The organism is Arenibacter echinorum (assembly GCF_003259375.1).
GTDB classification, from domain to species: domain Bacteria; phylum Bacteroidota; class Bacteroidia; order Flavobacteriales; family Flavobacteriaceae; genus Arenibacter; species Arenibacter echinorum.
Window position 1 is genome coordinate 12245 of the sequence record NZ_QLLN01000003.1, and the last position, 25159, is coordinate 37403.

General features: G+C 40.9%; 20 protein-coding genes. 3 read left to right on the forward strand and 17 right to left on the reverse strand.

Annotation, left to right across the window (positions count from 1 at the left end; translation table 11 throughout):
• Positions 1 to 98 precede the first annotated feature (98 nt).
• Positions 99 to 1439, reverse strand: coding sequence for a hypothetical protein (locus LV92_RS07275; protein WP_111623005.1), 1341 nt, complete (start codon positions 1437 to 1439; stop codon positions 99 to 101).
• A 247-nt stretch (positions 1440 to 1686) separates the two neighbouring features.
• Between LV92_RS07275 and LV92_RS07280 the strand changes: the two genes are divergently transcribed.
• Positions 1687 to 2400: a 3-keto-disaccharide hydrolase gene (locus LV92_RS07280; protein ID WP_111623006.1), complete on the forward strand. Its 714-nt coding sequence runs from the start codon at positions 1687 to 1689 to the stop codon at positions 2398 to 2400.
• 37 nt (positions 2401 to 2437) lie between these two features.
• On the opposite strand, the gene LV92_RS07285 is transcribed toward LV92_RS07280, so the two are convergent.
• From LV92_RS07285 to LV92_RS07330, 10 genes are all read right to left on the reverse strand, one after another.
• The gene (locus LV92_RS07285) at positions 2438 to 5104 is read right to left on the reverse strand and encodes a PQQ-dependent sugar dehydrogenase (RefSeq protein ID WP_111623007.1); all 2667 of its coding nucleotides are present in this window, start codon (positions 5102 to 5104) and stop codon (positions 2438 to 2440) included.
• A gap of 154 nt (positions 5105 to 5258) precedes the next feature.
• Positions 5259 to 6323, reverse strand: coding sequence for a magnesium/cobalt transporter CorA (gene corA / locus LV92_RS07290; protein WP_111623008.1), 1065 nt, complete (start codon positions 6321 to 6323; stop codon positions 5259 to 5261).
• 42 nt (positions 6324 to 6365) lie between these two features.
• A complete protein-coding gene (locus LV92_RS07295) occupies positions 6366 to 7241 on the reverse strand; it encodes a mechanosensitive ion channel family protein (protein WP_111623009.1) in 876 nt (291 codons plus the stop codon).
• Positions 7242 to 7490: 249 nt separating this feature from the next.
• Positions 7491 to 10112: a beta-N-acetylhexosaminidase family protein gene (locus LV92_RS07300; RefSeq protein ID WP_111623010.1), complete on the reverse strand. Its 2622-nt coding sequence runs from the start codon at positions 10110 to 10112 to the stop codon at positions 7491 to 7493.
• A gap of 30 nt (positions 10113 to 10142) precedes the next feature.
• Complete coding sequence (locus LV92_RS07305; RefSeq protein WP_111623011.1) at positions 10143 to 11051, reverse strand: alpha/beta hydrolase; 909 nt, start codon at positions 11049 to 11051, stop codon at positions 10143 to 10145.
• 13 nt (positions 11052 to 11064) lie between these two features.
• Positions 11065 to 11853 carry a polysaccharide deacetylase family protein gene (locus LV92_RS07310; protein ID WP_111623012.1) on the reverse strand — a complete coding sequence of 263 codons (789 nt, stop codon included), beginning with the start codon at positions 11851 to 11853 and terminating at the stop codon, positions 11065 to 11067.
• 184 nt (positions 11854 to 12037) lie between these two features.
• Positions 12038 to 13120, reverse strand: coding sequence for an NADH:flavin oxidoreductase/NADH oxidase (locus LV92_RS07315; RefSeq protein WP_111623013.1), 1083 nt, complete (start codon positions 13118 to 13120; stop codon positions 12038 to 12040).
• The gene (locus tag LV92_RS07320; RefSeq protein ID WP_111623014.1) at positions 13104 to 13355 is read right to left on the reverse strand and encodes a PnuC protein; all 252 of its coding nucleotides are present in this window, start codon (positions 13353 to 13355) and stop codon (positions 13104 to 13106) included. The genes LV92_RS07315 and LV92_RS07320 overlap by 17 nt, the downstream gene beginning before the upstream one ends.
• 88 nt (positions 13356 to 13443) lie before the next feature.
• Positions 13444 to 14034, reverse strand: a complete 591-nt coding sequence (locus LV92_RS07325; protein ID WP_111623015.1) for a Crp/Fnr family transcriptional regulator — start codon at positions 14032 to 14034, stop codon at positions 13444 to 13446.
• A gap of 61 nt (positions 14035 to 14095) precedes the next feature.
• The gene (locus LV92_RS07330) at positions 14096 to 14446 is read right to left on the reverse strand and encodes a ribose-5-phosphate isomerase (protein ID WP_031443704.1); all 351 of its coding nucleotides are present in this window, start codon (positions 14444 to 14446) and stop codon (positions 14096 to 14098) included.
• Positions 14447 to 14603: 157 nt separating this feature from the next.
• On the opposite strand from LV92_RS07330, the gene LV92_RS07335 reads away from it, so the two are divergent.
• Both LV92_RS07335 and LV92_RS07340 read left to right on the forward strand, forming a co-directional pair.
• Complete coding sequence (locus LV92_RS07335) at positions 14604 to 16118, forward strand: Gfo/Idh/MocA family protein (RefSeq protein WP_111623016.1); 1515 nt, start codon at positions 14604 to 14606, stop codon at positions 16116 to 16118.
• A gap of 420 nt (positions 16119 to 16538) precedes the next feature.
• Positions 16539 to 17498, forward strand: a complete 960-nt coding sequence (locus LV92_RS07340) for a lipid A deacylase LpxR family protein (protein WP_111623017.1) — start codon at positions 16539 to 16541, stop codon at positions 17496 to 17498.
• Between the two features lie 627 nt (positions 17499 to 18125).
• Here the strand turns inward: LV92_RS07340 and LV92_RS07345 are convergent.
• The 6 genes from LV92_RS07345 to LV92_RS07370 form a co-directional block, all read right to left on the reverse strand.
• Positions 18126 to 19727 carry a sulfatase family protein gene (locus LV92_RS07345; RefSeq protein WP_111623018.1) on the reverse strand — a complete coding sequence of 534 codons (1602 nt, stop codon included), beginning with the start codon at positions 19725 to 19727 and terminating at the stop codon, positions 18126 to 18128.
• Entirely contained in the window at positions 19724 to 20053 is a 330-nt protein-coding gene (locus tag LV92_RS07350; protein ID WP_111623019.1) for a hypothetical protein, read from the reverse strand. Before LV92_RS07350 ends, LV92_RS07345 begins: the two co-directional genes overlap by 4 nt.
• A 99-nt stretch (positions 20054 to 20152) precedes the next feature.
• Positions 20153 to 20617, reverse strand: coding sequence for a DUF4019 domain-containing protein (locus LV92_RS07355; RefSeq protein ID WP_111623020.1), 465 nt, complete (start codon positions 20615 to 20617; stop codon positions 20153 to 20155).
• Positions 20618 to 20872: 255 nt separating this feature from the next.
• On the reverse strand, positions 20873 to 21445 hold the full coding sequence (locus LV92_RS07360; RefSeq protein ID WP_146613520.1) for a hypothetical protein: 573 nt from the start codon (positions 21443 to 21445) through the stop codon (positions 20873 to 20875).
• A gap of 591 nt (positions 21446 to 22036) precedes the next feature.
• Positions 22037 to 24301 (reverse strand): xanthine dehydrogenase family protein molybdopterin-binding subunit, encoded by a 2265-nt coding sequence (locus LV92_RS07365; RefSeq protein WP_211322941.1) that lies wholly within the window; start codon positions 24299 to 24301, stop codon positions 22037 to 22039.
• 1 nt (position 24302) lies between these two features.
• The gene (locus LV92_RS07370; RefSeq protein WP_072862052.1) at positions 24303 to 24764 is read right to left on the reverse strand and encodes a (2Fe-2S)-binding protein; all 462 of its coding nucleotides are present in this window, start codon (positions 24762 to 24764) and stop codon (positions 24303 to 24305) included.
• Positions 24765 to 25159: the final 395 nt, after the last annotated feature.

A 25159-nucleotide genomic window follows, 5' to 3' on the forward strand; every position in this document is an offset into this window, starting at 1 on the left:
AGATTTGCTCAATGTATCCGGTTCTTGTTTTAGCTGCAATGGGTGAAACAATAATGATCGATTGAATTAAGGTCATTTGATCACAATAGGATTCAAGCTCAATTATTGAATTGAAAAGAATATAGATCTGCTTCCTTCATGCTTACTCGCAGTTTTATGACTTTATTCCTAATAGCGTCAAGGTCCAATGAATTCTGCCAGATCACTTTGCCGGCAATTTCATCGCCTATTATTTTTCCCGTGGTATAACTTACACCATTTATGGAAGGCTCACTATTTTCATCCAGTATTTCGATTTTGATAAAACCTCCGGCACTGGTGGAATAGTTTACCTCCAATTTATCCCCGTTAAACCTAAAAGGCTTGGTAATAAAAAAACCTTCTTTGGATTTAGAATTTACGGAAGAAAATCCGTCCATTCTAATTTTAAACAAGGTATTTCGTGCATAGATGCCCATATGGGTTTCATCCAAGGGAACAAGGTTTAAAGTAATATAATTGGATCTGTTTCCCCACCTTTCCGTTTTGAGTCCTGGTCTTATAAAGGCTTCTTTAAAGGTCCTATTGAATATAACCCCATCTCTTGAGCTTATAAAAACTATATCTGTAGAATTTCCGTTTTCAGGGAAAAACCGTGTGGGCAATCCTATATAAATATGGGGAGCCCTAAAATAGGGTTGAATGCCTGACGTATATAAATGTTCTCCCTCAAAATTCGGAAATATGTTGATGGGTTTGCTCCAATTCTCAAAATCTTTTGAAGTAGTTCTAGAGAAAGATCTTAAACCATTGATGAGTCTTCTATAGTAACAAACATATTGATTTTCAGTTTCTGACCAAAAGGCAATATTCTGGGAATCAAATTCATAATAGTTGGGGTCATGTTTAATGACAGGTTTATTTTTAAACTTTTTAAATGTTATTCCATCAATAGAATAAAAATAGAAAAGTCCACCGGTATCATTGGTTCCAGACAGTGCCCTATATTCATATTTGGAATTGGGGTTTACATCTTTGAAGGGAGTGAAATTGTGACTGAAGGGTGGCTCGTAAAATATGTAATTTTTTATACTGTCGTTTATCTGTGTGGCTTCTTCCTGCCAATGATAGCCATCCCAACTAATAGCACTCTTTGTAATTTCCCCGGGATTGCCGTCATACAATTCACCTTGCCAAAAATCCAGTTTATCCCTGTAATAAATTCGGTATAGACTGTCCGTTTTAATAATGGTTTGATAATAACCCCTGGGGATATTAGTGCTTTCTACCTCTTGGGGTGTATTTAATTGTAACTCTAAATCTGCTATGGTATCCAATAAATAATGATCCAAAAACAATTCCCTTTTATTCCCTAAGTCCAAAACAGCCTGACATATTAATTGATTGGAAAAAAATAGAAATATTGAAATTATTGGGAAGAGATTTTTTTTGTTGATCATATAAGCCCAAGAATATTGGTTTTGTTAAAAGTATGGAATTTTGTTCTTGTTTTATTTGTGTGACCTTATTTTGAAAACAAACAGGGATGGTAAAATCAATTATTGTATGGCGTCATTTTTTTAAGACGCCACAATGTTTAATTAATTGATTTTATTACATTTAAGGGGGTTTATTTTCAAGTGTAGGATAAGCTTACCCATTTGTAATAAACTTAACTACCAGTTGAAACTAAAATTAAACAATTTCATGAAATACTTAAAACTGCTTTTGTGCCTAACACTTTTTGGCCTGTTATTCTCCAATTGTGGAAATCGAAAATCTGCTGATACTTCGGTCGATCAGCCGGATGATGTGCAATCAACCAACACTCAAGATGCTGATTGGGAATATCTTTTTGATGGAAAGACCTTGGATGGATGGAAAAAAATGGGAGGGGAGGCCACTTTTCATGTTGAGGGCGACATGATCGTAGGTGTCACCGCTCCGGTAAGCGATACCAGCAATACTTTTTTGGTGACCAACAAATTCTATGACAATTTTATTTTGGAATTCGAAGTCATCTTGGATGCCGCCTCTGGCAAGTACCATAATTCCGGGGTACAGATAAGGAGTAACAGCTTGCCCGATTTCTACAATGGTTTGGTCCATGGCTATCAGGTAGAAATAGATTTGGACTCCACATTACGTAGTGGAGGGATATACGATGAAGGCAGGCGCGGATGGGTACACGATTTAAGTGATAATCCCGCCGCTAAAAAGGCATTTAAGCCAACTGAATGGAACTCTTTTAAGGTGATTGCCGATGGTCCTTCCATCAAGACTTGGGTGAATGGTGTACCTGCTGCGGATTATGTTGATTCCATGACCCCCACTGGTTTTATTGGCCTACAGGTACATGCTACGGACAGTGAAGAACCTCTAAAGGTGAAATGGCGGAATATTCGCGTAAAGCCCTTGTAAGGGCCTGTCTATATCGATTTATTAACGGGGTAATTAATTACTTTTTTTGAAAGCCTATCCAATCCAAATAAATTTCTTCATGGATATCGGGTGCCTTATCATGAAGGAAGAAAATCTCCTGTGAACCGGAGGTTTCTTTTATTGGAATGGTAAGCTCATTTTTATTTTTGGATTCAGCTATGTTGGTAAACCGAGCTTTGCCAATGGTCTCGCCATCCGGGGAGCCCGTTTTTATGGTAATGAAACATTCCGGGCCTTTATAACTGTATCCAAAGGTAATGGAATCAACGGCTGTTAAATCTATATTTTTAAAGGAAATATAAGTCGATGCAAAACCCATGGACACGCCATTATCACCTACTTCGCTTAACGCATCGCGTTGGGTTGAAAAGTTCTCTGCTTCCAATTTTGGGGGTTGAAGCATTTTTATTGCCGATACGGTAATGGGTTCCATTCCTGAAGCTCCTAGATCTGTGTAGGAGGCTTTTAGGACATAAGTTATATCTTCCTTGCCATGGGTATTAGAGATGTCAATTATGCCTTCCGCTCCCATTTTTTTTATGTTTGTCTTTTCTTTGGCCAATGATAAAATATAATCGGCCATTCTACGCGTATCCCCCTCAGAAAACAAGGGATGGGCACTCATACTTACATCGCCCCAAACTCCACTACCCCCAGAAATAATTTTTTTGGCAATATAGTCCGTGGCGTCCAAATCGTTTTTATATTTTTTGGCCACCTCCAAAAATGAAGGCCCTAAAGCCCTCTCATTTACCTTATGGCAACTTCTACAATCACTCTCTCCTATCAATTTTTCTCCCTGACTTTTTAATGTTCCCATACCTTTGGTGGACGGTTCCAAAATGTAGTTCCCTTTCATCCATTCCAAGCTCACATGGACTTTTGAGGGGTCTATATCCCCATTTACCAAACTCCCATCCTCTTTGTCCGTTAAAAGGATACGATAAGGTATTTTATCCTTGTCCCAATAAAAACTACCTCGGCTGGGCATATCTATAGTAAGTTGTGGGGAATCATTGCCTGCCTTGATCTGCAAATCCGCTGTGGCGGTAGCTCCTTCAGTATCCGTTACTGTAAGGGTAACATTGTAAATACCTGGGTCCCTGAAAGTAAAAGTTGGATTCTTCTCTGAGGATTGAACCTCCTTGGAATTAAATTTCCACTCATATATTAAATAATCATCCTTGTCATAATCCAAGGTGCCGTCGCTCTTAAAATTAACGGTCAGGGGAGTGGCGCCCACGGTTTTATCGGTCGTAATTTTAATATGTGGGGGTCTATTGCCCGTTATATGTTCTATCTTAATTAGTCGGGCATCTGGATTAGCACCCCAAGTGGTGCCAAATTCCATTATATATAGGGATCCATCGGATCCGAATTGCATGTCAATAGGACTAACGAATCGGGTAGAGGGCATAAAGTCTTCTATTTTTATAAGCTCCCCATTATCGTTAATTCTGACCACTTTGATCCATCCCCGCATCCAATCATAAATAAATAGGGCCTTGTCAAAATAGGAAGGAAATTTAATGCCGGAAGTATTTTCGGATTTGTAATGATAAACAGGACCGGCCATGGCGGTTCTTCCCCCTTGTCCCAATTCGGGAAATTCTTCCGAGGCAACATAGGGATACCAAATTAGGGCAGGCTTGGCCGGGGGAAGCAATTTTTGTCCAGAATTGTTGGGAGAACTGTTTTCGGGTTTGTGCGCATCAAAGGGTTCAGCTGCTGTCTCAGTATCATAATCATATTTGGCATAGGCCTTGTTATCGGCAATGAAATAAGGCCAACCAAAAAAGCCCCCTTCCGTTGTTGCATTGATCTCGTCATAACCCTTGGGGCCTCGGGGAATATCGGCATAGGCATCGGGGCCCACCTCGCCCCAATACAAGGTATTGGTTTCCTTATCCACGGATATTCTAAACGGGTTTCTACAGCCCATAACATAAATTTCCGGAAGGGCCAATGGGTCGTCCTTTGCAAAAAGATTGCCGTCAGGGATAGTGTAGGTCCCGTCACCCTCAGGGTGGATACGTAAAATTTTTCCCCTATAATCCATGGTATTGGCAGATGTCCTCTGAGTGTCGTAATTCTTTCTGCCCGGGCGTTCGTCCAAAGGTGCATAGGGGTTAAGGAAACCGGGATGGGTATTTTCCCCAATGGAAATATATAAATTTCCATCCCCATCAAAAGCCAAGGAACCACCAATGTGCCGCATGTGTTGGTTCGGCGCTTTTAGCAGTACCTTCTCCGAAGTCATATCCAGTGTGTCATTGACTACCGCGAATCTAGAAATTACTTGATGGGAGGTGGGATCTTCAAAACGTATTTCAGGATTTTTATAGACTTCCGCACAAGGCATATCCATATAATCGGACATGGTACGGTTTACGTACAGCCAACCATTTTTTTCAAAATCAGGGTCCAGGGTCATACCGATCAACCCTTCTTCGCCACAGCTAAACACTTTCAATTCCCCCACAATGGATACGGAGTTTGAACTGGGTATGTACACCTTAATAGTACCAATATCCTCTGCAAAATATACTTTACCATCATATGCGACCGATAAAGCCGTAGGGTCCATGGTTTCCTCGGTAAGCACAATTTTCCTAAAGCGGTATTCATCCGGTATCTCTACCAATTCCATTGGCCTTTCGCATTGGGTAAACATTGAACTCATTGCGCAGAAAAACAATATCCTGATCCAAAACTTACCAATAGTTTTTAAGGTAGGTATTAGTGATATAGGACAGACTGTACTCACGGCGTGGTCTAGGTATTATAATTTTTGAGTTGTTATAGGGTAGGGCTAAATAGTTCCTGGTAATTACTATTTAAAGCCATTTTTTCTTTCTAAAATAGATCAACATGCCAATGGCAATAACAATGATTACCCCCCACATGATAAAATAGCTATACTTGTAGTGAAGTTCAGGTACTACATCAAAGTTGGTTCCATAGATTCCGGCAATAAAGGTCAACGGTATAAAGATTACCGAAAATACCGTCAGAAATTTCATGATATCGTTCAACTTGCTACTTATGGTGGTATGGTATATGTTCAATTGGTCGGACAGAATTTCCCTATAGCTATCCGAAGAGTCGCTGGCGTGATTTATGTTGTCCTGTAACTCCTTAAAATGCATCTCGGTACTTTCCGTAATATAATCCGATTCCATTTTTGCAAGACTCAGTATCACTTCCTTGGCAGGTTTAATATTCTTTCGCAAAAAATTCAATTCCCGTTTATAGGAGTTGATCTCCCCTATAATCTCTTGCCTGGGTTCCAAGAGCAGGCTTTCCTCCAGCATTTCAATTTTCTCTCCCAGAACACCAATAATGTAGATGTAGTTATCAATTACAATATCCAACAAGGCAAATAAGAGGTAATCCGTACCACCGTTCCTAATTCTTCTTTTCTGTTTCCTGATCCGCTCCCTAACCGGTTCAAAGACGTCCCCTTTGGTTTCCTGAAAAGATATAAGAATGGATTCGGTCAATATCAAACTGAGGTTTTCAACATTTATGATATCGGAATTTGGGGCTTGCTGCAACATTTTTATGGATATATAAATGCAATTGTCATATTCCTTGATCGTAGGCCGTGCCTGGGTGTTCATTACATCGGCTAAAACCATTCGGTCAAAATTAAATTCATTGGCAATGCCTTCAATAATTTCGGTATTGTGCAGTCCATCTATATTAAACCATGTAACCGTGTCCTTTTCCTGATATTTAAGCACCTCTTTTACCGTCTTAATGGTTTCTTCTGCTAGGCTATTGGCATCAAAATCGATTATTCGAAGTTGTACTTCATTAATTTTTTTATCACCCCTGAAGATAAGTTCATCCGGTGAAGTTCCTATTTCTTCCTTAGATTTCTTTAAGAATCTTGCCATGTTTATTTTTTTGTTGATCACATCGTTCTATGTTGATTGGGTTCATGTTCTTGAACCTGGCTGTTCATTTTTAGGGATTATTTCTGTATGGCCCGACTTAAAGTGAAGGTCCATTTGGGGAAATGGTATTACAATTTTGTTTTCACTGAATTTCCGGTTAATGATCTTTCTAATATCACTTTTCACCTTTTCGATTCTAAATACATTTTCGCTAAAAAAAAGCACCTCAAAATCCAAGGAGGAATTGCCAAAATTTATGAAGCGGCCCTCTATCATTTTGGTATCGTCAAAATCGGGATGCTCCAAAACACTCTCCTCCAATATTCTTACCACAAGATCTACATCACTGCCATAAGCCACACCAACAGAGACCTTGAAACGGGTTTTTTTCTTCTGGTGGCTCCAGTTGATGACCTTATTGGTGGTTATCAATGAATTTGGAATTATTATGGCAATATCGCTCCTGTTCAGCCCCCGGGAAGTTCGTAACCCTATTTCCTGTATTTCCACTACATCCCCATCTATTTCCAGGATATCATTGATTTTGATCGACTTCTCGGAAAGTAATATTATACCAGAAATTACGTCGTTAAAGGTTTGCTGCAAACCCAATCCCACACCTACCAATAGGGCAGCGGAACCGGCAATTAAAATAGTGACCTTAATGCCTACGGATTCCAATATAAGGCCTATGGCAATTACCCATATCACATATTTAATAATTTGATAAAGGGCATAGGTATTTCCCTTATCCATGTGCAATCCTTTATAACGCTGAAATAAGGCCGTTTTTATGACCTTCAATATTATCCTGGTGATTAGAAATATTAACAGAATTATAACCAGGGTGTAGACTTTTATTTTATAATCCCCAATACTGATCAGATTAAAGTCCAATAATTTACTTAGTGCATCCATTTCATTTTTTTAGGGCCACCGAATGCCTTGCCAAGAAGTTTCAGCTTGTGCAGGGGGAGGGTAGGAACTTTGGTTTTATTCTATTGAAATATAGTGAAATCCCTTGAACATTCCTCGCAAAAGAGGGCTTTTTGAAGCTGTTAAAATAATTATCATTTTTGTGGTCGATAGAAATTGGCTAGAATTGAAATCTGACTGTTCCGTTGATTTTGCTCTGAACACAATTGTCCTTTTGGGTTGGACTATTGCTTAGTTTTTAAGCAGCCATACCTCAGAGACAATGGTTCCCCAGCCGCCAGAATTACGCCATTGTTCTGTGCTAATACGATCGCCAATTGCTACCCCGTGGGCACGTTCCAATCTAATGGTCAATTCTCCGTCCTTTGTTGCTGATCTAGGAATGGAATATGTGAAAAAATCGCTCATTTGGAGTGGTAATTCAACATTATCGGCCAAGACAATATCATCGGCATATATTTTTTGAGATTTTTGATTCATCCTGGAGGCATAACGCTCTTGGAACCAAGGTCGAACAAAAGTAAACTTAACAGAATAGGAGGCCTTGGGGTCTAGGTCTGTGTAAAAAAGACTTACCCCTTGATCTTCATTTTGGGTGAAGTGCATGGAGCGTTGACTTGGCCTATTTTCTTCCGATAACATTTGCGAAACGTAGGGTTGCCCATGGTCATAGGGGTATCCGTTAATGACATGGGGAGCTGTATTTCCAGTACCCAAGTTGTCATAAAACCCGCCTTCACCGGGGTTTGCATAATCAACGATCATTTTTAAAAGCTCATCGGCCTTTTTTGTATCGGTATTTTGGGCCCTTGTCAACTGTCTCTTGAGCCAACCTAACCCAATATAATCATGTTGTAGATTAAAATAACCATCGTTTCTTTGTCCATAAATAGTATTGCTCTCTTCCCCCAACCGTTTGGCCTCCTCACGAAGGGCGGCCATTTCCATAGTCTCTTTTGGAAACTTCAATTTATTGGAAATATCCTTTAGTGCAATGGTCCGGTCGTTCTGTAAATAGGCTGCAACATCTTCTTCTATTTGGCGCTCCAATTCCTTTTGTTGCGCAACATTGAGTTTCACGTATTTGTCCAGTGCGGCTTTTTGCATATACATTCGCCATAGCCAATTCCTTTCCATTATTCTAGAGGGCATTACTTGTCCGGCTTGTTGTACAAGATCGAAATACTCATCTATTCCCTGTTTTTTATCAAGCGGAACCCCTTCCTTTTCTTCCAGATTTTTTTCCAATTGCAAAATGGCTATGGCCATGAATGGGGCTGCTTCAAGTCCAAACCAGGTTTCTGAATATTCCGTCAGGACTTCATCAACAGTTGTCCTCGGGGACCACAATAAACGTTGCCACATCCACTGGTTAAAATGATCGTGGTGTCCACTGGAATGTGTTATGTCTCCATTGCCATATCGCAGTAAGTCGTTGAAGACCCTGTGGTAATATTCGGGCCAAGCATAAAAGGTTAAACGATTGTAAACCATTGTAAGGAATTGATCGGGGCGCCTATTGTATATCTCATGACTCCAATGTGGTGGCAGATCTCCATTGCGATCCGCTCTAGGGTACATTTGGATATAGGCGTGTTGGGCATATTTCCAATGGGTAATTTCATTGTAATAGATAAGCTTGTGCCGAGAAGGGATTTGATGTATTATTTCTTTGGGATACAATCCGTAGGGCCCATATCCAGGATATTCAAAAAGATCCATGCGGTGTGTTTGCCGATGTCCAGGTTGCCAGGTTGTGGCATCTGAACCGGGTCCATATCCCCATGCCCAAAGCCAATCCCTTGGTTTTTCCTGTAAATACTGGAATATGGCGTTGTCGTCCTCATTGTCAAATTTTTGATTGGTAAAATAGATGCGACTTTTGGGGTGATATTTATGGATAATCGCAGCCATTTCCTCCACCAATTTTATGAACGTTAGGCCATAAGGATTGCATTTATCACATTCACAACCGCCTCCATCACCACCATAGAATTCAATAAGATCATAGAATTGGCTATCCTTAAAATGCTCGTTACATTTCTCTAGCATATAATCCCTAGCCTCAGGAACTGAAAGACAGACATATCCTGAACGGCCAATGGATTCGAAGGCATTCCATTCCATTGGCACTTTGGCTCCAGCAGTATTGGCCCCAAATTTAGTCTGTGTCATCAATCCATAAGATTTTATAAAATGGTACATGGAGTCATCTTCGGCTGCAAAAATATTGGCGCCTGCCAGCGCATAATCCAAGAGCGCACCTTGTGTTTCCTCTTCGGTCCAATCCCTTACCTGCGCCAATTTTTTGGCAACACTACTTTGTCCAATTTGGGTTCCCCGGATTTCGAAGGCAGGAGCCGTCCTAATGTTTAATTTGTTGGGTAAGGCCAGTTGGCCTTCTTTGTATACCAATTGCCTCAATATTTCCCCAACGGCATATAGACAACCCCGATCATCTAAACCAGCGGCAATTAAAATTAAACTGATGGAATTATCAACAGATTTTAATAGAAACCCTTCCCGGCCCGGAGCCAATGGGGTTAGTTCAGGAATCCTTAATGTCTTAAGTTGGGCGGACAATAGGGAATGGCGCTCTGGGGTGCCCAAAAGAATTTGTAATTCCCCTGAAACGTACTGGAGTTCTTTCGTCTCCTGGATAAGACGCACATCAATATTGGCGTTTTCTTCCAATCTTTGCTTCAATAAATCGGCTATATTCAGTTCTATCTGGCTCGCCCCATTGCCCGTAATAATAGCTATCTTTTTAAATAGGATTTCCTGTGAATGGCCAATGAGGCCGATAAGGGCTACTAGACATATTTGAATTGTTTTGGCGAGTACCTTGTTCATCGAAAAAATGCTTTTTGGTTGGTTATAGGGTTATGGATTTACGATACCACTTTTCTTCATCCAGGAAAACAAGGGCTGCATCCATTCATCTGTAGGGATACTTAAAACAAAACCATGATTGCCTTTTGGGTACAGGTGCATTTCCGATGGTATTTTATTTTTTATCAACTCTTGGTAGAACCGAATACTATTTTCCACGGGAACTACGGTATCATCACCAGTATGCGTCAACCACGTTGGCGGAGTTTCGGAATCGATGTGCAGTTCGTTGGAAAAGTTTAAAATTTGTTCCTCCGAGGCCGATTTTCCAAGTAAATTCTCGCGAGATCCGTTGTGGGTCAGTTCGTCTTTCATACTGATTACGGGATAGATCAAAATCATAAAGCTGGGTCTCAAGCTAATGCCTTCAGAATTGGGGATGTAAGATTTGTTGAAATGAGTTCCTGCGGTCGATGCTAAATGCCCTCCGGCAGAAAACCCCATAATTCCTATTTTCTCCGGATCCAAATGCCATTCTGCAGCCCTTTGCCGTACTATTTTCATGGCTTGCTGCGCATCTTGTAGTGGTCCAATGCTTTTATCGATCATAATTGAATCATTGGGCAAGCGGTATTTTAGGACGAAGGCGGCAATGCCCCTGCTATTAAAGGCCTCTGCAATACGTATGCCTTCCAGTTTGTAGCTTTCCATGCCATATCCGCCACCTGGGCAAATAATTACAGCGGCTCCCGTTGACAATTCCTCCTCGGGAAGGTAAACTTTTATGTTGGGCCGGGAGACACTTTTGTATCCAAAGAACTGCCCGTCCTTTTTTAATTCAATTTCTTTTGTCTCGCTAGGCTTGCTATTGGGAATTGTTGATGAATAAAGATCTATGGTTTGTTGAGCTTCCGAATGTATGGAAATCATTATGAGAAAAAGCAGTGCAAGTTTTTTCATGGATGTAGAATTTTTAGTTACTCAGTTTCTTTTTTAAGTCAGGAGATATTATTCCCTTGGCTTCATCCGCATCAATATAGGCTTGTAATTGCCTAAGGGAAATCACCTTGTAATTATGGTCGGATAAATACTGCAGATATTCCCTAAAGAGTGCAGGTGGCGTATTTACCCAGGGGTGCTCAATATCGGGTACACCGTGTAACGTTAGCACCACAATCTTTCCATTTTTGGCTTGGTCCAGGGAAGACATAATTTCTTTTTTGTTTTCAGCATCGGTTGCCCAACTGGGAATAAGATAGGGATGATCAACTAAGGGGTCATAAGCCCTGCTGCCGCCGGCCCGGGCAAAGGTGTATTCTTTTTTTTGTAGAAATTCCAAGGTAAGGGCATTTAGTCCGTAGCCGGGATAAGCAAAGTTTTGCGGTTTGGCAATTCCCAAGGAATCGCATTTATTTTCTATATATTCCAACTCGGCATTAAATTCTGTTTGCGTCAGTTTGCTTACATTGGCATGGGTGCGGGTGTGATTGGCAACTTCAAACCCCATGTTGTCCAGGGCCTTGATCTGTCGCCAATTCATGTATAGGGTACTGTCCTTATAATTCGGAGGGAATTCACACACAAAAAAGGTGGCTCCAAAACCGTACTCTTTTAACATTGGGGCTACAACGGAATATTGACTTGCCGGAGCATCATCAAAAGTGAGAACTACCAGTTTATCGGGTATTTTTTGTTTTAGGATTTGCGAATGGCAATAGAAAATAGTGAATACGGTAAAAAGGACAACTAAGAAATTTTTCATAACGCTCCTACTAAAAGGATTAATGCTGATTCAAGAGACTACTGATTAGTAAATTGGTTGTGAAATCGTATCTTTTCTTGCTTCACATCCCTAAAATACCACACTCCTTTGAATAATTGACTGAATTTTTATATTTCTTCAATATAGAGATTAACAGTAGTCCCTGGCCCCGAAAAAATCATGTTCAAGAATTCTTTTTATTTGAATTGAAAGCTCTGCCATATTGCCAAGGAATTTGGTGTTCCATATTCAATTCATGGGCTGCGTTTATGGAAAAATAGGGGTTTCGCAAGTGCTCTCGAGCAATAACCACCAAGTCTGCCAGCTCCTGTGTAATTATATCGTTGGCCTGTGCCGACGTTGTGATCATGCCTACGGTACCCACGGGAATCCCTATTTTTTCTTTTATTTCCGTTGCATAAGGCAATTGGTAATTTGGAAAAACCATTGATTTGTCCACATGGGCAAAACCACCACCTGAGGCGGTTATGAGATCAACGCCATTGTTCTTTAAAATCTTGGATAGGGCCAAACTATCTTTCATACTCCATGCATCCGCTGAATCCAAATAGTCCACTGCAGAAATCCTGACCAATAAGGGCATGGTATCAGGTATTACTTTTCTTATTTCCTGAACAGTTTCAATCAAAAAACGAATCCTATTTTCGAAGCTTCCTCCATATTGGTCACTTCTTTTGTTAACGACGGAAGAATAAAACTGATGAAATAGATAACCGTGTCCCGCATGGAGTTCTATAGTGTCGAACCCTGCTAATAAGGCTCTTTTGGCAGCTGAAGCAAAATCCAATTTTAGTTTTTGTATTTCTCCAAAGGTCAATTCCTGTGTTGTAATTCCGTTGATTACTGTTGAAGATGCACTTTTGGTAATCCATCCGCCCTTGTCCAGAGGCAATGGTTTCATTCCTTCATTTGGATGGGTATTACTGCCTTTCCCTCCGGAGTGCCACAATTGAACGCCAATTTTTGATCCTTGTTCCTTAACAAACCTTACTATAGGTTTCCAAGCCTCCATTTGCCTATTGTTCCAAAGACCAGTATCATATAAGGTATTCAATCCTTCTTCCGATACAGCAGTACATTCGGTTATAATCAATCCGGCACCTCCTACAGCCCTGCTCCCAAGGTGGACCAAATGCCAGTTATTGGGTATACCCTCTATGGCACTGTATTGTTGCATTGGAGAAAGGGCTATTCTGTTTTTTAACTCCAATTCCCTAAGTTTTAGCGGGCTAAATAAATTTTTCATTTTTATTATGTTTCCAAGTTATAAATCCTCTGATGTTCATTATTAAAAAGGCACTGTTGCCAATTCCAATACCAAAACTGCCTATTGGTCCAAAGCCCAAGCTTATCCAAATTAAATTGGCTAGGGCAAAGTAGATAAAACCGGATTTGTTCTTTTTCCCTAAACAATAAACGGCTATGAGGCTTAAGATCATGGCCAGCCAATCCAATAGATAATATTTAGTAAATGCTTCCATGCTGTGTACAGGATTAATGACAAAGCAAAGTTGCCTTAAATGATTATGGAAAAAGTTGAAGTAGATTAGGAAATATGGTTGAAATAATTCAACTTTTACCTTTCACTTTGTTGTTCCGAATTTTTGAGAGAAATTCGGTGGTCATTCCAAGATAAGAAGCCAAGGCGTATTGTGGGATATGTTGTAAAAATTGCGGATATTTTTCTGTGAAATAGGTGTACCGTTCTTCCGCAGACTTGGTCAAATTCATAGTGATTCTACGTTGTTGGGAAGCCAAACCTCTTTCTGCAATAATCCTGAAAAAGGTCTCAAACTTTGGATTGCTTTTCTTCAAATCCTGTTCTTTTTCAAAATCCAGTTCCAATAAAGTGCTACTTTCCAAGGCCTCCACGAACATAGTGGCAGGTTGTTGAAATATATAGCTATTATAATCCGTAATCCACCAATCATTGATGGCCAAGGCTATGGTTGTTTCCTGTCCAGACTTATTTACCACAAATGAACGCAATGCACCCTCAACAACATAGAATCTTTTTTTTGCAGTAAAATTGGGTTGTACAATGAATTGTTTTTTTCGAACCTTTACTACCTTAAATTTGGAGCTAAAATGGGATGCCTCCTCTTCCGTTAAAGAAATAAATCGTTGAATGTAGGATGCAATTTGGTATTGTGGATCCATTGCCAATTAATGAGTGATAACTTATTTAAATTTAGGAAATTTTTTCAGTATCCACACCTACTTAATTATACCAAACAGCATACCGCTCACGTCTTAATTCCAAGGCCAGACCTTCCTCAATTTCTAAAGCTTCCGCTCTGGTCAATACGGGATCTATATGATTATAAAGGCTGGGCCTTAGATACAGCCCGTATTTCTCCACAATGTTGGAGGATAATTTATGGCCCTTCTTATTTCTATATCCGGTCTTATGCTGTTCAAATCGTTCCTTAGGGGTCTTGGAGGTCATACCCACATATAAACATTCCAATACACCATTAAATTGGGGATTGGCGGCCCTAAACTTGGCATTCTCTGTAAAAACGCGCTTGGATAATTCCACAACATAGACTCGGTATAGGGTTTTGGACATGGTTGATCTAAAATATATGAGCTTAAACTAAGTAAAATTGGTATAATTTTAATGACAAATTTTCGGTATTCCTCCAATAAGACCATTTTTTTTCCGAATTTAGAGAGCACTAAATGCAAATTAAAAAAATAGTAAACAATCAAAAGCAATCTTTACAATGAAAAAAGAACCAAACAAACCCCTACCAATTACACGTAGATCTTTTATCAGTAAAACGGGAGTGGCCGCTGCCGGTATTACTATTCTCCCGAGCAATGTAATTTCGGGATTGGGGCATAAGGCTCCCAGTGATAAATTGAATATTGTTGGAGTAGGAGTGGGAAGTATGGGGTTTGGCAACCTGAAAAATTTACAGAGTGAAAATATAGTCGGACTCTGTGATGTGGATTGGAAATATGCAAAAGATTGTTTCGATTACTTTCCCAAAGCTAAGAAATACAAGGATTTTAGGGTGATGTTCGATGAGATGGGCAATGAATTTGATGCTGTTTTGGTAGCTACGGCCGATCATACCCATGCCATTGTAGCGGCAGAGGCCATAGTGCGAGGAAAACATGTTTATGTGCAAAAGCCTCTTACCCATTCGGTATACGAATCAAGATTATTGACCAAGTTGGCCAAGAAACATAATGTGGCCACACAAATGGGGAATCAAGGGGCCTCTGGAGAAGGAGTGGCCAAAACCTGCGAATTAATTTGGAGCGGTGCCATTGGAGATATAACAAAAGTGGAATCCTTTACCAATAGACCGATTTGGCCACAAGGCTTAAATCCACCTACACAAGGACAGTGGGTGCCGGATACCTTGGATTGGGATTTGTTTACCGGTCCTGCAGAACTAATACCTTACAATCAGGTGTACCATCCATGGAACTGGCGCGGCTGGTGGAATTACGGTACCGGGGCTCTTGGGGATATGGCCTGCCATATTCTTCACCCCGTATTTGAAGCCTTAAAATTGGGCTATCCTACCAGGGTACAAGGGAGTTCCTCACTGCTGTTAAGGGACAGTGCCCCAACGGCACAATCCGTACAAATGACTTTCCCGGAACGGGGCAGGAAAGGGAAGATCAAATTGCCGGAGGTAGAGATTAATTGGTATGATGGCGGTATTAAGCCTAATCTACCTTCCAATTGGCCTAGTGGCAAGAACCCCAACAAATCTGGTGGAGGTACCTTCTTTTACGGTACCAAAGGTATAATGCATACCGGTTGTTATGGGGTGGAACCGGAAATTTTGGGAAGGGAACTTCCTAAAGTGGCAGAGACAGAGCGAAGGGTGGAAAAAGAGATCGGAAAGGCTTGGAACAGAGGTGCTCATGAGATGGACTGGGTACGGGCCTGCAAGGAAAGTGCGGAGAACCGCAAGCCTTGTACGTCCGACTTTTCAGAAGCCGGACCTTTTAATGAAATGGTGGTTATGGGTGTTTTGGCGGTACGCTTACAGTCCTTGGATAAAATTTTGAATTGGGATGGGGAGAATATGCGCTTTACCAATATAGGACAGAACGAGACCATCAAGACCGTAATCCGTGATAATTTCGTGATGAAGGACGGACGCCCACATTTCGAAAAGGAATGGACGGACCCCGTTGATGCCAATGCTTTCGCCAAAGAACTTATAAATCATACCTATAGGGAAGGTTGGAAATTACCGGATATGCCGGCATAGAAAGTATATTTTAAGATATATAGAAAAGGGAATGGGCGAGAGCTGGTTCCCTTTTTTTGTGGGATACCTTAGTATGTTTTCAGTAAACAGTATTCAGTGATCAGCAAGGAGTGGTCAGTAAGCAGTAAACAGTAATAAGTAATCAGTGAACAGTTTCAGTGGACAGTAGGCACAGTGTTCAGAGCCAATAGCTAAATGGCAATAGGCAGGAGTCTAGACAAAAAAGTCCAGTATCTAGTTTCTAGTTTCCAACTGCGCAGCGGTCCAGTTTCCATTCTTATTGTGCTGTGCTTTAGATGCTGATACAAAGAAGTTCTGTATTGAGGGTAGTTCTCCCTCAACTAGTCTCGGTATTTATTTGTACTTTTTCCCTGTCAAAACAACACCGCTAAGTTGAACCTAGTTTTTAAACCACATATTATGTGGCCTAATTTTTCCAAAGGCTTATTTAACTACCTCGCTTTGTTAATATGTTTTGTTGGTGGGACTTTAATTTCCCTTGCACAGCAAGAGATGAATACTGCTGATAGGATTGCTCTCCGTAATCAAATTGGGTTGCGCCACGACAATGATTTCATATTGCTCACTGACCGGTACTATACAGCTGGCCTATTTTTAACGTATAGACACCGACTTGAAAAGGGAATTTTTAATTCCGAGAACGAACAGCTTAGCTTTTCCATAGGTCAGGAAATTATAACTCCGTCATATCTTATTACTGAGGATGTCCAAGAGCTGGACCGTGCCTATGTAGGATTTTCGGCGCTTAAGGCAGGTTGGTCCCAGGTAAGGCGAAGCAGTTTGATCGAGGCAAAATTTCTTATTGGAATAGCAGGTAGGGCCTCGGGAGCAGGCAGATTACAAAGGTGGTACCACCATTCGGTTATGAAAACCGAAACTCCGACCTGGGTGGGGGAAATGGAGAATAGTATTCATTACAATCTGTACAGCAGATACCTATACGAATGGCAATTGGCTCCCAACCCATTTAGTATTCATATTGCGGCACAGTCCCAAATTGCTTTTGGCACTAGGGATATATATGTGCATCCCGAGTTGGTGGCCTATTTTGGAAAAAGAAATCCCTTATCGTCCAGTATAGCACACAATCAAATTGGATCTACGGACAGTGAAGTTTTCTTTGCTCTTCGCGGGGGATATCGCTTGGTGGGTCATAATGGCCTATTGGAAGGCAATGCCCTGGGCGATGATTCCGTTTTATTGGTCCCTTCTAATACAACGGTAGTCTATTTCGGTTTCGATTTTCAATTCCGCTACGGACGAAATGAATATTGGGTAGGTGTGCGTTATAATACGCCAGAATTCGAGAAGGCTAAACACCATCAGTATGTTATACTTTCCTATACTAGGGGGTTTTAGTGCCGGGCGGCAGGTTTCAATGATCAGTGTTCAGAGCCAAAAGGCAATAGGCAATAGGCAAGAGTCAGTCAGTAATCGGTAGGCAGTGGCTGAATTTATTTAAAGTTCAAAGTTTAATGTTCTAGGTCTTTACGGAGATTGAGACTACCTATCGGCAGACAGGCGGAGTCGAAATCGAAATATTGGGTGGTGAGTAATCAGTTGCCAGTAGGCAGTATTCAGTGATCAGTATTCAGTAGGCAGGTTTCAGTTTTCAGTGGACAGTATTCAGTGGACAGTATTCAGTGGCAGTATTCAGTAATCAGTGGACAGTGTTCAGAAGCAAAAGGCAAAAGGCAATGGGCAAGAGCCAAGAGACTAGATTCAAGACAAAAAAGAATCCAGTATCTAGGTTCCAGTAGCGCAGCATTTTAGATTCCGATTTCCTAATGATTCTTGGAATTGGCTGTCAATTTAGTATTCAGTAATCAGTAAGCAGTAGGCAGTTTTCAGTGGGCAGTGATCAATGTTCAGAGCTATTAGCCATTAGCCAATAGCCAAGAGTCTAGACAAAAAAAGTCTAATTTCTAGGTTCTAGAAGCGCAGCGTTCTAGTTTCTTATGCGTTAATCTCATTTATAGTTTGCAACTAATTTACAGAACCGGGTTTTGGGAACTTTCTTATTGGGGAATATCGCTTATAGCTATCAAATACTTCGGGATCTGGACCTATAATTCGCGGGTCTTTGGATTGTTTTAGTTCGCTCAATAGTTCACTTTTCATGGCTTCTTCAATATTACTGAATGAGGCTATTCCCGATAAATTTTTTAAACAGGAAGGATCTTGCTGTACATTGTAAAGTTCATATTGGGGACGTTTATCTACCGCTAAATCGAAATAGGGCAAAATGGCGTCATCCTCGTGATTTTCTATTAGGAAGGTTTTTGTGGGGCTATCATCTATATCAGTATAGGCACTGCCATTAATGTAGGTATTGTTTTTGTCCAGCCCATATAAAGGGAGTAATTGCAAGGAATCATTTTCCGCATACTTTTGTGGAGCTCCTGCTGGCCACCTTTCTGGTTTCATGTTCCATATTAAGAGAAAGTCCCCTTTTCGTACGGACCTTTGTGGATATCCCCAATTCAAATATCTTGAGGAAGAGTGGCGTTCCCTACCAGAGTAAGCGGTCCTATTTGTTTTAGATAACACCCCACTTGCCTTGGATCGTAAAAGTTCCAGTATACTTTTTCCAGTAATAGGGAGCATTCCTTTAGTGGAGGTATTTGTCACTTCAAGAATGGTCGGTGCCAAATCAATAAAACCAATAAGATCCTCCACAACCCTATTTCCCGGAAATTCCTTTGGAAACCTAACGGCAAAAGGAACATGGACTCCATATTCATAGCTATTTGCCTTGGCACGGGGAAAAGGCATACCATTGTCGGCGGTTACAATTACAATGGTGTTTTCCAATTCTCCAATTTCATCCAAATATTCCAGCATTCTTTGGAGATGAAGATCAAACCATTCAATTTCTACCGCATAATCCAATAAATCTCCCCTTATCTCATCATTATCGGGAAGAAATTCGGGCACCTCCACCTCCTCCAATTTTTTGGACATATTTTTCCAAGACCCTTTTTCGTAGCTCCTATGTGGTTCATAACCTCCATACCAGAAAAAAAATGGTCTGTCCTTTTTAATATTTTCTACAAAATATCTGAAATTTCCAAAGTAATTGGTGGTGTTAATGCCTGTGGCAAAACGATCATCGTTTTGCTCCTCATATTTAAGATTACTATGCGCAACTCCTGCAGCATCGATTTTTCGCCAAAGCGAGTCTTCCTCCGCACGGGCATATTGGAAAGGGCCAACTCCTTTTCCCGTTCTTCCCGTGGCATATCCATTTTTTTCAAGCAGATCCACAAAGGGCACATACTTTTGTAACCAAGCTGAGGCATGTTGTCCAGCCTGTTCATTTTGCCAGTGATGTCTACCCGTTATAATTGCACTTCTGGAAGGTGCACATCCCGGTGAACCGGCATAAGCGTTGGAAAAATATACCCCCTCACGGGCAACCCTATCAAAGGCAGGCGTTTTTACAAATTTGGAACCTTCATAGCTGGTATGGAAAAATGACTGATCATCACTAATGGCAAAAAGAATATTTGGACGGTCTTGTGCATAAGAAATAAGCCACGTGCTTGTACTTAATAGCGCAAAACAAAATACTATTCTTGATATCATACTTTTTTATTGTTCAATGCTTGCTTCACACTGGCGGCTTTGTCCATATCCGATCCAGCTAACCATATTTTCAGGGTCTTCCCCGTCAGTTTAATATTTAGATGCGTTCTGTTTCTAAATCCTGGTTCAAAGGGGACTGTCCAGAAAAATGGAATGTAACTTAGCATGGATAGCAACCAGCCTTTGTTTAATTGGACTGCCTTTAAACTGCCATAACCATATACACCATTGTTTTGTGGAGTTATTTGGTCCACTATTTCAAACATATCTTTTTGTAGCCTAATATCTAATTTTGGGCTATTCCTTAAAGTAATTGTTTCATTCATATTCTTTTTGGAATTTAATTTGTAAAGGTGTCTTTTACTAACAAGCTTAATAATGTGGATAGTCTAATCTTTCCGGCTTCAAAAGGATCTGTCCGTTCCTTATTTAATAAAATACCCGGATACTTTCCATTGGTTATCATCCTTCATCTGGGTAACAGTTTCCAAACTTTCGTTTTTATTTTCAAAGGAGGTTTTAAATTGAATTACTATATATTCCCCATCCGGTGCTCCTGGTAGTGTGGTATGGTATTCCGATGAAATTACATCCCTACTGATCACCTTTCCCAAAGGGGGTACAATACCACTTAACTGTTGCGTCCATTGTGCTTTTGTAACCGCTTTTTGAAAAAGGGAAGCCGCATTATCCCAACTCTGGGAATAATCTTGGTCATAAATCAATCCCAGCCATCCTTTGGTATCTTGGATAACTTCCTGTTTTAGTTCATTGGAAACGGTGGCCTCCGATTGGATAATTTCTACTTTTTCATTTTTCGATTTGGACTTACAGGAGATTAGTCCTGTAAGCACTAAAAATAGGAGGTATTTGTACAATGATTTTTTCATGGCGGTATTATCGTTTGGTCGTCTATTTGTATAAGACTAGTGGTGTCCTCTGTGCCGACAAAAGTTTCACACTAGTGTTGTTATATAATAGCTTAAATGTAGTGAATTTTATGTTTTGAAAAAGGCAGGAATAATTATAAGTACGGATGGTGGTTGTTAGTAGCTTGTTCTGGCTACAGGCCATGTCTTATTCTGTTTTGGCACGAGCCTGCCTTGCCGTCAGGTAGGTGAGACCCACGTTCCAGGGGTGGCTCGTTATTTTTTGTTCCTATACAGTTCTATCGCTTTTAAGTATTTCAATCCTCCAGTCTCTGTTTGGTCGTGTATGAAACCTTGCAATTCAGGATGATTATCGTCAATCCAACTTACAATATCATCTCTGTTTTTAACAAATGTCGAATCATTGAAAATAATATATTTTGTTGTCTCAATACTGATAATTTTATCACTATCAAATCGAATAATTTGATTGGTGACAATTGGTTCTTGGTGAAGAAATAAAATTCTTTTGTCGATTTTTGAAATTTGTGCTTTCACAATTTCATCCTCTTGTACTATTTGAAGGATTTGATATGTTGGGTCAAACACAGCATCCCATTTTAACCATTCAACATATTCTTTTAAGGTAAATGTCTGTTCATAGTCATATTCAGTTTCCTTTGTTACAAGGCTATCGGCCAACAAAAGTCCTATTTCGGTATTATCAGAATTGTCCAGAGCTCGATAATATTTTTTAGCAATTTCAAGTTTGTCAATTTCCTTTCCAGAATTTTTACAGTTAACGAATCCGATTAGTAATAGTAAGGTTAGAATAACGGTTTTGTTCATTCGTATTTGTTGTTCAGTTATGCGTTGCACCAGTCTTTCATATATAGTTTTTCTTATCGCTGGCGCGAGCATCTTGCTCGTGCCTTCCTATTGTGTGACATTGCCATCAGGGATGACGATCTAAAGTATGCCGGAGGGCGTATTAAAATTATACTAAGTCAACTACGGTTGCTCCAAAGATATAGAGAAAAAATATTCGTACTATATTATATGAGTAACCCCATTTATTCTGAACAAGTGACTGTTAAGGCACGAGCAAGATGCTCGCGCCAGCGGGGGCTTATCTATCGTCAGTTCGAGTGAAATGGCGGTAGCCATTTTGTATCGAGAACTGGTTATGTGTAGTTAGTATACTTCTCGATACAATTTTATTTCGGTGCTCTTCATAGAATCACTCGAAGTGACGTCGTGACGGGCCTGTCTGCCGATAGGCAGGCTTGAATTGACGGGCAGGCTAGAGCCATTTAGTATCGAGAACGGGTCTAGCGTTAAAAGCCAATAGGCAAAAGATGGTAGCCGCCCAAATAGTCCAGTTTAAATACTCTTGTGGTCAATCGTTCTTGATTCCATTCAATATGACAACTTATAAACCTATAGCCTTATTGGCAATCTCGTAATCCTTTTTCCGGTAGCCATAAAAATGGCATTGCAGAGTGCTGGTATAAACGGGGGAACAGGGGGTTCCCCAACTCCTGTGGGTTTTTCCTCATTTTCTACAAAATGTACCACCGTATTGATGGGTGCATCTGTAATACGGGCCACAAGATAGTTGTTGAAATTGTCCTCCATAACGGCCCCATTTTTCACATTTATCTCACTTTTCAAGGCCAAACTTGCTCCAAAGGCAGCACCTCCCTCGAATTGGGCCCTTATCCTATCCGGATTAACTGGTACTCCACAATCGATAGCAAAATGAACCATTGGTATTTTAATATTGTTGTTGTCATCAACCTCCACTTCCACTACGCAGGCTACATAAGTAAGAAAGCTTCGATGGGCAGCAAACCCCATTCCTTTGCCTTTTGGAAGGCTTTTGCCCCAACCTGATTTTTCTTTTACCAATTGTATTACTTGCTTAAGGCGATGGGTGTCATATGGGTAGTCTTCCAATTTAACGTTGTAGTTGTTGAACCCTTCCATTAGGGCGGTAAAATCAATTTTTCGATCACTGCCCAATAGATCCATCATATTGTCAACGGGATCCATCTCTCTGGCCTGGGCCACTTGATCTACTATAGATCCAATGGCAAACGCATGGTTGATATTGTGGACAGATCGCAGCCACCCAATCCTTATCTGAGCTTTTGCATCCAAGGCTTCACAGGATATATTATCAATTTCGAAGGGCATGTCCAAAACGCCCATGCACAATTCGTCCGATGAAGGCCCTGTGGCATCGGCGCTGGCCGTACCTGAAATGGATGGAAAAGCCGTACGGTGCACCCAGGAAGTGACCTTATTGTTTTTGTCGATACCGACTTTTATATGTTGTGCACAATTGGAATGGTAAAAATCGTGCTGAATATCGTCTTCCCTGGTCCATAACAATTTTATGGGCGTATTCATTTCTTTTGAGATCAAGGCAGCTTCCACTACAAAATCGGGTTTGGATTTACGGCCAAAGGCACTTCCCAATAGAGTAACGTTAATGGTAACTTCGGATTCCTCAATGCCCAAGGCTTCGGCGACTGCCTGCCGTACCCATTGTGGCGACTGTACGGGAGCCCATATTTCACAAGTTCCATCTGCATTGTAGCGCGCAACGGCACAAGGGGTTTCCATAGGGGAATGGGCCAAGTGTGGTACCAAAAAATCGGACTCTATGACCTTGGCAGCTTCTTTTAAAGCTTTGGTTGCCGAACCCTGTTGTCTTTTCACCTGCCCTTCTTTCTGTACGGATCGTTGCATTTGTTGCATAAAGGCGTTGGAGTCATAGGAAGCATTTATGCCCTTATCCCAAACCACTTCCACGGCATCCCGTGCCTTTATTGCTGTCCAGGTATTGTTGGCCACCACTACAATACCCCCCAGTGGGGCATTATAGCCCATAGGAAATGCGGTTGACTCCATTTTATATACTTTGGTGACACCTTCAATAGCAGTGGCCATATCGCTGTTGAACGATTTTATTCCGGCCCCAGCCTCTGGATTTCTTTTTATGACCGCGACCTTGAGATCTGGAATCTGTACATCCAGTCCATAGACCGCCTTCCCTGTTACGATATCCTCTAGATCATAGATAACCGTTTCCTTGGAAATAAATTTAAAATCTTTGGAGTCCTTTAAAGTAATTTCATTTTCCTCTGGAATGGGTAAGGCTCCTGCTTTTTCGGCCAAATATCCGTAACCCAAACTTTTTCCCGAACTGTGGACTATTTCATGATTTACGGCACTACATTCAGAAATATCTACTTGCCATTCCTGGGCCGCTGCCTGCATCAACATTAATTTAACCGTGGCACCAGCTATCCTTAAAGGTTGATAAAACATTCTAACGCTATAGGAACCGTCCGTATTTTGATCGCCATATTTTACATCTCCAACAGCCTGTATTATTTTTACTTTGGTCCAATCGGCTTCCATTTCATCGGCCATGACCAAGGGTAGGCTTGTTCTAATACCCGTACCCATTTCCGAGCGGTGGGCAATGAGTTGCACCTCCCCGGTTCCCAAAATCGTGATATATACGTTAGGAGCAAAAACAGCGTCTTCCCGCCCGGTTAAAAAGGCATTTTTATCTTGCTTGCACCCCAAAGGAACGCCAAGGATCAAACCAGTGCTGCCCAAGGCCCCAATTTTCACGAAATCTCTTCTACTAACTTTAAACAGTTTATTATTGGAAGGGTTTGGTTTCATATTACACATTGTTTTTAGCAGCGTTCTTAATGGCACTTCTAATTCGGATATAGGTTCCACAGCGACAAATATTGCCGGACATAGCTTGTTCTATGTCTGCGTCCGAAGGATTTCCGTTTTGTTCCAATAATGCTATGGCCGACATGATTTGGCCACTTTGGCAAAATCCACATTGGGGAACGTTCTCAGCAATCCATGCTTTTTGTACAGGGTGAAGTCCATCTTTTCCGACCCCTTCAATGGTGGTAATAGCTTTATCGTTGATAGCTGAAATTGGTAGACTGCAGGACCTAACTGCCGTACCGTCCAAATGGACCGTACAAGATCCACATACGGCTATTCCACAACCGTATTTGGTTCCGGTCAGCCCCAATTGATCACGAAGCGCCCATAATAATGGGGTGTCGGGAGCACATTCAATTGATACCTTTTGGTCATTGATGTTTAAGGTGAATTTTTCCATGGGCAATATCATTATTTGTTTAATAACCATATGGCGACATGCAATTGGATAGGCTTTTAAAGCCTTTTGTGTGGTTCTAAAAGGTTGATTTAGAATAGTTTTGCCCCATATTTAGCATCAAGGTAATAAATAAATCAATTACTCAGATCGGAATGTATAATATATTCGGTAGACAGGCATCTTGTTTTTGCTGTCCTATTATGGAACGGCGGGGTTGAAAGTTCAAGGCTCAAAATTCAAAGTTGTATTCGGCAGACCAGATAAAAAAACGACCGGCCATTGTGTCCTAGTAAGTAGGGGAGGGCTCATAATCGGGCAACTTTGCACAGCGCTGCTGCACGGACAATGACGCACAAAAAAGCTCCTTCCCTTGGACTTGAGTTGGACGGACCTTC

Excerpts from the sequence above, each read along its gene's own strand:
- LV92_RS07320 (WP_111623014.1), bottom strand. The coding sequence starts at position 13,355 with ATGGAAGCATTTACTAAATATTATCTATTGGATTGGCTGGCCATGATC.
- LV92_RS07370 (WP_072862052.1), bottom strand. The coding sequence starts at position 24,764 with ATGGAAAAATTCACCTTAAACATCAATGACCAAAAGGTATCAATTGAA.
- LV92_RS07355 (WP_111623020.1), bottom strand. The coding sequence starts at position 20,617 with ATGAAAAAATCATTGTACAAATACCTCCTATTTTTAGTGCTTACAGGA.
- LV92_RS07335 (WP_111623016.1), top strand. The coding sequence starts at position 14,604 with ATGAAAAAAGAACCAAACAAACCCCTACCAATTACACGTAGATCTTTT.
- LV92_RS07310 (WP_111623012.1), bottom strand. The coding sequence starts at position 11,853 with ATGAAAAATTTCTTAGTTGTCCTTTTTACCGTATTCACTATTTTCTAT.
- LV92_RS07325 (WP_111623015.1), bottom strand. The coding sequence starts at position 14,034 with ATGGATCCACAATACCAAATTGCATCCTACATTCAACGATTTATTTCT.
- LV92_RS07275 (WP_111623005.1), bottom strand. The coding sequence starts at position 1,439 with ATGATCAACAAAAAAAATCTCTTCCCAATAATTTCAATATTTCTATTT.
- LV92_RS07285 (WP_111623007.1), bottom strand. The coding sequence starts at position 5,104 with ATGAGTTCAATGTTTACCCAATGCGAAAGGCCAATGGAATTGGTAGAG.
- LV92_RS07305 (WP_111623011.1), bottom strand. The coding sequence starts at position 11,051 with ATGAAAAAACTTGCACTGCTTTTTCTCATAATGATTTCCATACATTCG.
- LV92_RS07295 (WP_111623009.1), bottom strand. The coding sequence starts at position 7,241 with ATGGATGCACTAAGTAAATTATTGGACTTTAATCTGATCAGTATTGGG.
- LV92_RS07280 (WP_111623006.1), top strand. The coding sequence starts at position 1,687 with ATGAAATACTTAAAACTGCTTTTGTGCCTAACACTTTTTGGCCTGTTA.
- LV92_RS07330 (WP_031443704.1), bottom strand. The coding sequence starts at position 14,446 with ATGTCCAAAACCCTATACCGAGTCTATGTTGTGGAATTATCCAAGCGC.
- LV92_RS07350 (WP_111623019.1), bottom strand. The coding sequence starts at position 20,053 with ATGAATGAAACAATTACTTTAAGGAATAGCCCAAAATTAGATATTAGG.
- LV92_RS07300 (WP_111623010.1), bottom strand. The coding sequence starts at position 10,112 with ATGAACAAGGTACTCGCCAAAACAATTCAAATATGTCTAGTAGCCCTT.
- LV92_RS07360 (WP_146613520.1), bottom strand. The coding sequence starts at position 21,445 with ATGAACAAAACCGTTATTCTAACCTTACTATTACTAATCGGATTCGTT.
- LV92_RS07345 (WP_111623018.1), bottom strand. The coding sequence starts at position 19,727 with ATGATATCAAGAATAGTATTTTGTTTTGCGCTATTAAGTACAAGCACG.
- corA (WP_111623008.1), bottom strand. The coding sequence starts at position 6,323 with ATGGCAAGATTCTTAAAGAAATCTAAGGAAGAAATAGGAACTTCACCG.
- LV92_RS07315 (WP_111623013.1), bottom strand. The coding sequence starts at position 13,120 with ATGAAAAATTTATTTAGCCCGCTAAAACTTAGGGAATTGGAGTTAAAA.
- LV92_RS07340 (WP_111623017.1), top strand. The coding sequence starts at position 16,539 with ATGTGGCCTAATTTTTCCAAAGGCTTATTTAACTACCTCGCTTTGTTA.
- LV92_RS07365 (WP_211322941.1), bottom strand. The coding sequence starts at position 24,301 with ATGAAACCAAACCCTTCCAATAATAAACTGTTTAAAGTTAGTAGAAGA.